Genomic DNA, 6,278 nt, shown 5'->3' with positions numbered 1-6,278 from the left:
CAACGGCCGCACGAACACGCTCGGTCTGCGAGCCACAACCACCTCCCGCACTCGACGTGCGGGCAGCCTCCCGGGCTTGACCTGCGAGATCAATTACCTGGTCGACACTGCGTGTCGAGCCACTAGCAGGGTCACAGGCGGGGGGCCAGGTAGGCGGCGGCGTCGTCCAGCCTGTCCTCGAACGGGGCGGGCTCGCCCGGCTCCGTCGCGTGCGAGCTGACGATCACGGTGCCCTCCGACGCCGTGGGCGCGGCAGCGGCGTCGGGCGGGATCTCCACGGCCGTGCCCGGCGGCAGGTACCGAACGCTCAGCAGTCCGACCGACTCCCCGTCGTGGATCTCGACGTTCACGCCGCGCTCGCCACCGGGCCGGCACTCCATCGTGGTGGCCCCCTCCGGCGCCCCCCGCACCTCGGGCAGCACCTCCTCCACGAGCGCCCGCAGCGCCGGGTCGTGCCGATCGGCGCACTCCCCGGTGCCCGGGCCGAGCGGCACCTGGCCGTAGGGCTGCACCGCGGGCGGCGGCGCGGGCTGCTCGATGCTCCCGAGGTCCTCACCGGGTCCCTCCTCCGGCGGGGCCGCGCGGTCCTCCGCGGCGCCGGGAGGGGCCTCGGCCGCCTGGGGCGCCGGTTCGGCGGCCGCCGGCGGGGGCTGTGCTTCGCGCAGTGCGTCCGGGGCCACCTCCGGTGCAGGCTCCGATGCCGCCTCCGGGGCACGCATCGGCGCTGCGACCGTCGAGGCGGCGTCGCCACCGCCTCCACCGGGCAGGGAGACCGCGGTGCCGACCCCGGCCAGCACGAGCAGGGCGACCGCGCCCGCCGTGACCGCGGAGCGGCGGCGCACGGTCACGCGCCGGGACGCCGTCACGACCGCGTCGTGGTCGAACCCCGGCGGCGGCGCGTCCGCGGCGGCGGCGCGGAACACCGCGCGCAGCTTCTCGTCGTCGACGTCCGTCATCGGTGTCACCTCCTAGCCCGTCGGTCGCAGGTCCTCGAGCGCGTCGCCGAGCACGGCGCGCAGTGCCGCCAGCCCGTGCGAGGTCTGGCTCTTCACGGTGCCCTCCGAGCACCCCAGCGCCGCCGCCGTGGCCGCGACGTCGAGCCCTTCGAGGAACCGGAGGACGAGGACGGCCCGCTGGCGCGGGGGAACCGACCGCAGCCCGTCCACGAGCACGTGCCTCGTCGCCACCGAGTCGGACGCGGACGGAACGCCGGCGCCGTCCTCCGGGAGCTCGGCCGTCGCCCGCTCCCGGCGCCACGGCCGCCGCGACTCGTCGACGATGCCGCGCACGAGCGTGCGCCGCATCCACGCGTCGAGGGCGGCGCGGTCGCGGATCCGGCGCCAGTGCCGGTGCAACGCGACGAACGCGGCCTGCGCGTGGTCGTCGGCGCGGTGCCAGTCGCCGCACAGCAGGAACGCCGTGCGGCGCACGGCGTCGCGGCGCGCCCGGAAGTACTCCTCGAAGGTGTCCGGGACGAACCGTTCGCTGGCCTCGTGCACGCGGTGGGTTCCCTCCTCCCCGGCGTCGGTCGCGTACAGGACGCGGGTACCGGGGACACGGTTGCACGGCTCGTCGGAGCTTCCCCCGAACGGACCAGCGTCGTGATCTTTCCGTGACCCTCGCGCGACCATGCTGTCGCGGATGGTTGAATCGGATGCCGTGCGCACCACATCGCGAGTCGGGCGGTCGACGGCCCACGACGGCCCGATCGACCTCCGCTCCGACACCGTGACCCGTCCGACCAAGCAGATGCGGGGGGCGATGGCAGCCGCGGAGGTGGGCGACGACGTCCTCGACCGCGATCCCACGATGCGTGAGCTCGAGGAGCGGGTCGCCGCGCTGCTCGGCGCGGCCGACGCCGTGTGGACGCCGAGCGGCTCGATGGGCAACCTGATCGCGCTGATGCACCACCTCGAGCGGGGCGACGCGTTCCTCGCCCCCGCCGGTGCGCACGTCCTCGACGCCGAGCTCGGCACCGCGGCGTGGATCGCGGGTGGGATGCCCCGACCCCTGGAGCACGACGCCGGGCCCGGCAAGGTCTCACCGGCGGCCGTGCGCCGGGCGGCGGGTTCGGCCGGCCCGTACTACACCCTGCGCACCACCCTGTTGTGCCTGGAGAACACCCACAACGCCGCAGGTGGCACCGTCACCGCCCCCGACGAGCACGCGGCCGTCGTCGCCGCCGCCCGGGGCGCGAAGCTGCGGGTGCACCTCGACGGCGCCCGGCTCTGGCACGCCGCCGTGGCGCTGGGCGTGCCGCCCGGGGCGCTCACCGTCGGCTCCGACACCGTGCAGGTCTGCCTGAGCAAGGGGCTCGGCGCGCCGGTCGGGTCCGTGGTCGCGGGCTCGGCGGAGTTCGCGCAGGACGCCAGGCGCCTGCGCAAGATGCTCGGCGGCGGTGTGCGCCAGGGCGGCGTGCTCGCCGCGGCGGGACTCGTCGCCCTGGACCGGGTGGACCGCCTCACCGAGGACCACGAGCGCGCCAGGACCCTCGCCGCGGGCCTGCGTGAGCGCGGCTGGCAGGTTGCCGTCCCGGAAACCAACATCGTGCTGGTGGCCGTGGCCGACCTCGAGGGCACGATCCGGAGCTTCGAGGCCGCGGGGGTGCGCGCATCCACGATGTCCGGACAGGTCCGGCTCATGACGCACGCGGACCTGACCGACGCCGACATCACCGCAGCGCTCGACCGGATCGGCCCGGTGGACGGGTCGCGCCCCACCGCGCCCGCGGCGACGCCGGGCCGCGGGGTCAGGATCCGTGCCGGCCGCGCTCCAGTGCGTCCAGCCGGGCGCTGATCCTCCACAGCTCGGGGGCACGGCCGCGAGCTGTGCCTCCACCCGGGTGGACGTCGGCGCGGGTCAGCGGCCCCGGACCGCCACGTCACCACTGCTGGCCTCGACCGCGACGGTCCTGGCGGACGCGGCGTCGGTCGGCACCTCGATCTCCTGGTCACCCGAGCTCGTCGCGACGTCCAGCCGGTACGGCCCGCCCCCGGTCGGCAGAGTCAGCTCCACGTCCCCGCTGCTGACGTCGACGTCGACCTCGTCCGGCGCCGTGGCGAAGTCGAGCGTGACCTCGCCGGAGGACGCGGTCGCGGCGACCGCCGCACTGTCCAGGCCCGCACCGGTGATCGACCCGGAGCTGGACTCCACGACGAGCGGCCCGCCGACCTCGGACAGCTCGACGTCACCGCTGGACACCCGGATCGTGGTCGACCCGGCCCGCACGCCGCTCGCCTGCACGTCACCGGAGCTGGTGGTGAGGTCGAGCGCGAACCCGTCCGGGACGCGGACCTCTTAGTCGATCTCGCAGCTCAGGCCCCACCACCGGGAGCACTCGGCCGCGATCGTCACCCCGTCGCCGGTGGAGTCCTCGCTGAACGTCGGCTCGCCCCACCCCTGGACGCGGACGGTCCGCCGGATCTCCACCCGGGCCCCGTCGCCCTGGACGAGCGACAGGTCGCCGTTGCCGATGTCGACGGTCAGCCGCGGTTCCCGGGCGTCGAGGACGAGCGTCTCCTCCTGCAGCCTGGGGGGAGCGAGCTCTGCGGCCACGGCGACGCCCCCGACCAGGAGCGCCGCAACGGCGAGCAGCCCGCCGACCGCGATGGGCAGCCTGCGCGACCGTGTCCTGTCCCTGCTCGGCGGCCCGGGCCGGAGGTCGGTCGGTTCGGTCATGTGCGTTCCCCCGGTTCCCCCTGCGCGCCGTCCCCGCGCCGCCCGTCGCGACCGTACCGCCGGCCCGGTCCGTCACTGCGAGGGCAACCAGGCCTCCAGCCGCCGCAGCGCCTCGGTGACGTCCTCGGTGGCACCCGCGCAGGAGAACCGGATCCACCGGCCCCCGTCCACGGGGTCGAAGTCGATGCCCGGGGCGACGGCGACGCCGGTCTCGGCGAGCATCCGGTAGGTCAGGTCCATCGAGTCCGTCGTCAGGTGCGACACGTCGGCGTAGACGTAGAACGCGCCGTCGGCCGGCGCGAGCCGGGTGATGCCCATCCGGGTGAGGCCGTCGAGCAGGAGCCCGCGGTTCACGGCGTAGCGCGCCACGTGGACGTCCGCCTCGGTGTAGCTGGCCTCCTCGAACGCACCGAGCGCCGCCCGCTGCGCGAGGGTGGGAGGGCAGATCGTGAAGTTGCCGGTGAGGCAGTCCGCGGCCCGCAGCAGCCGGGTGGGAAGCAGCAACCAGCCCAGCCGCCAGCCGGTCATCGAGAAGTACTTGGAGAAGGAGTTGACGACGATCGCCTCGCGCGAGGTGCTCCACGCCGACGACGTCGCCGGTGCGCCGTCGTAGGAGATGCCGTGGTAGATCTCGTCGCTGATCAGCTGCACGCCGGTGCGTTCGCAGTGCTCGGCCAGCGCGGCGAGCTCGACCGGGTCGAGCACGGTGCCGGTCGGGTTGGCCGGGCTCGCGACGATCAGGCCCTGGACGGGCTCGTCGAGGGCCTCCAGCATCGCCACGGTGGGCTGGTACCGGGTCTCCGGGCCGCACGGCAGGTCGACGACCTCGCAGCCCAGTGCCGAGAGGATGTTGCGGTAGCAGGGATAGCCGGGACGGGCCATCGCCACCCGGTCACCCGCGTCGAACGCGGACAGGAACGCGAGCAGGAACCCGCCCGACGAGCCGGTGGTCAGAACCACCTGGTCGGCGGGCACCTCGAGGCCGTAGGTGCGGGCGTAGTGCCCGGCGACCGCGGCCCGCAGCTCGGGGATGCCGAGCGCCTCCGTGTAGCCGAGGACGTCGCCGGCCAGGGCATCCGTCGCGGCGGCGCGCACCGCGGCCGGCGCCGGGGTGGACGGCTGGCCCGCCGAGAGGTTGACCAGGTCGCCGTGGGTGCGCCGGCGCTCTCCCGCCGCGGCCCAGACGTCCATGACGTGGAACGGGGGGATGGCGGCCCGGCGGGCGACCGCGAGCCCCGGGGTGGTGGGATGCGTCGTCACGGACCCGAGCCTAGGAGCGCGCTCCCGGCCCGCGTACACCCGGGAAGTGGCAGGAAAGCCACGTTCCTGTCATACAGCGTCAGGAACGTGGCTTTCCTGTCGGACCGTCAGAGCAGGCTCGAGACCAGGTCCGTGGCGGAGAACAGGTCCGGGCCCGAGCGGCGCTCGCCGTTCGCGGCCTCCTCGTCCGCGGCCTCGTCGGAGTCGCTGTCGTCGGAGTCGCTGTCGTCCGAGTCGCTCTCGTCCGAGCCGCCGAGCAGGTCGAGGTCGCCGAGCCGGTCCAGGCCACCAAGCTGATCGAGTCCGCCCAGCTGGTCGAGGTCACCCAGCCGGTCCAGGTCACCGAGCTGCTCCAGGTCGAGGTGGATCGCGGCGCGGACCTCCTCGCCGTCCTCGTCGTGCGCGGCGCCGGACAGCAGGTCGAGGCTGATGCCGCCGTCGCGCCCGGGCAGCTCGATGCCGAGCAGGTCACGGACCTGCAGCTCGTCGAGGTTCAGGTCGACGGCCTCGTCGAGGTTGCCGGCACCCAGGTCGGACAGGACGGGCAGCTCGCCCAGCGTGTCCACGACGGGGAGCTCCTCGACCACGGGCAGCGAGTCGACGACCGACAGCTCCGGCAGCGAGTCCACGATCGGCAGCTGCTCGACCGCCGGCATCGAGTCCACGACCGGAAGCTCCGGCGCGGACAGCGCGTCCAGCGACGGCAGGCCGGGCAGCGCGCTGACCAGCGGCAGCGCGTCGAGCCCGGCGCCCTCCCCGCCCATCTCGAACAGGTCGAGGCCGACGCCCTGGAACTCGGTGCCGTCGGAGCCGGGGGCGTCCAGGCCGAGGCCGTCGAGGTTCAACCCACCGGCACCGAGCGCGTCCAGCCCTCCGAGGCCGAAGAGGCCCTCCTGGGTGTCGACGTGGACGCCCGCCTGGCGGGTGCCGTCGTCATCAGTCAGCGAGCCGCCCAGGTCGATCTCCGCGGCTGCGGCGGGCCCGGCGACACCGAACATGGCCATGGGTGCGCCCAGGACGCCGACGGCGGCCCGACCCGCGATGCGCCCGGCGCGGCTGGGAGCCGCGTGCCGGGGACGTGCGTTCTTCGTCATGCGTGTCCTCAAGTTGTTCTCTGGGGAGCGAGCGGAATGCGTTCCGCCCGGGCGGACCCACGAGAGCGGCCCTCACGGGGAGCGACGACACAGTGGATCTCTCCCGGGCAGCGTGACCTTGCCGTGTCCTCCGGCGGGCGGCAAGTCACTCTGAGCGAGCGTGTCGTGCGCCGAAAGGGTCAAAAGTAGGCATCACGCTCGACGTTCTTCGCCCATACAGCACAAGCCAGCGAAACTGGCGTCACC

At 74.4% G+C, this 6,278-nt stretch carries 6 protein-coding genes and 1 pseudogene; 1 reads left to right on the top strand and 6 read right to left on the bottom strand.

The annotated features are described in order from the left end of the window. Nucleotides 1-131 precede the first annotated feature (131 nt). Both KME75_RS13130 and KME75_RS13125 read right to left on the bottom strand, forming a co-directional pair. Complete coding sequence (locus KME75_RS13130) at nucleotides 132-956, bottom strand: hypothetical protein (RefSeq protein ID WP_219414896.1); 825 nt, start codon at nucleotides 954-956, stop codon at nucleotides 132-134. A 12-nt stretch (nucleotides 957-968) separates the two neighbouring features. Next, nucleotides 969-1,499, bottom strand: coding sequence for a SigE family RNA polymerase sigma factor (locus KME75_RS13125; RefSeq protein ID WP_308282736.1), 531 nt, complete (start codon nucleotides 1,497-1,499; stop codon nucleotides 969-971). Between the two features lie 142 nt (nucleotides 1,500-1,641). Between KME75_RS13125 and KME75_RS13120 the strand changes: the two genes are divergently transcribed. After that, complete coding sequence (locus tag KME75_RS13120) at nucleotides 1,642-2,796, top strand: threonine aldolase family protein (RefSeq protein WP_219414894.1); 1,155 nt, start codon at nucleotides 1,642-1,644, stop codon at nucleotides 2,794-2,796. Nucleotides 2,797-2,859: 63 nt separating this feature from the next. Here KME75_RS13120 and KME75_RS13115 read toward each other — a convergent pair. From KME75_RS13115 to KME75_RS13100, 4 genes and pseudogenes are all read right to left on the bottom strand, one after another. Next, nucleotides 2,860-3,255: pseudogene (locus KME75_RS13115) on the bottom strand (DUF4097 family beta strand repeat-containing protein); the annotation flags it as partial. 42 nt (nucleotides 3,256-3,297) lie between these two features. Continuing rightward, nucleotides 3,298-3,678 carry a hypothetical protein gene (locus KME75_RS13110; protein ID WP_219414892.1) on the bottom strand — a complete coding sequence of 127 codons (381 nt, stop codon included), beginning with the start codon at nucleotides 3,676-3,678 and terminating at the stop codon, nucleotides 3,298-3,300. Between the two features lie 72 nt (nucleotides 3,679-3,750). Further along, nucleotides 3,751-4,869: a pyridoxal phosphate-dependent aminotransferase gene (locus tag KME75_RS13105; protein ID WP_219414904.1), complete on the bottom strand. Its 1,119-nt coding sequence runs from the start codon at nucleotides 4,867-4,869 to the stop codon at nucleotides 3,751-3,753. 176 nt (nucleotides 4,870-5,045) lie between these two features. Then, nucleotides 5,046-6,032, bottom strand: a complete 987-nt coding sequence (locus KME75_RS13100) for a hypothetical protein (protein WP_219414891.1) — start codon at nucleotides 6,030-6,032, stop codon at nucleotides 5,046-5,048. Nucleotides 6,033-6,278 lie beyond the last annotated feature (246 nt).

This window comes from Pseudonocardia nigra (assembly GCF_019396355.1).
GTDB lineage: Bacteria > Actinomycetota > Actinomycetes > Mycobacteriales > Pseudonocardiaceae > Pseudonocardia > Pseudonocardia nigra.
The sequence above is the reverse complement of the archived record's forward strand: the minus strand, read 5'-3'. Positions and strand labels throughout refer to the sequence as shown.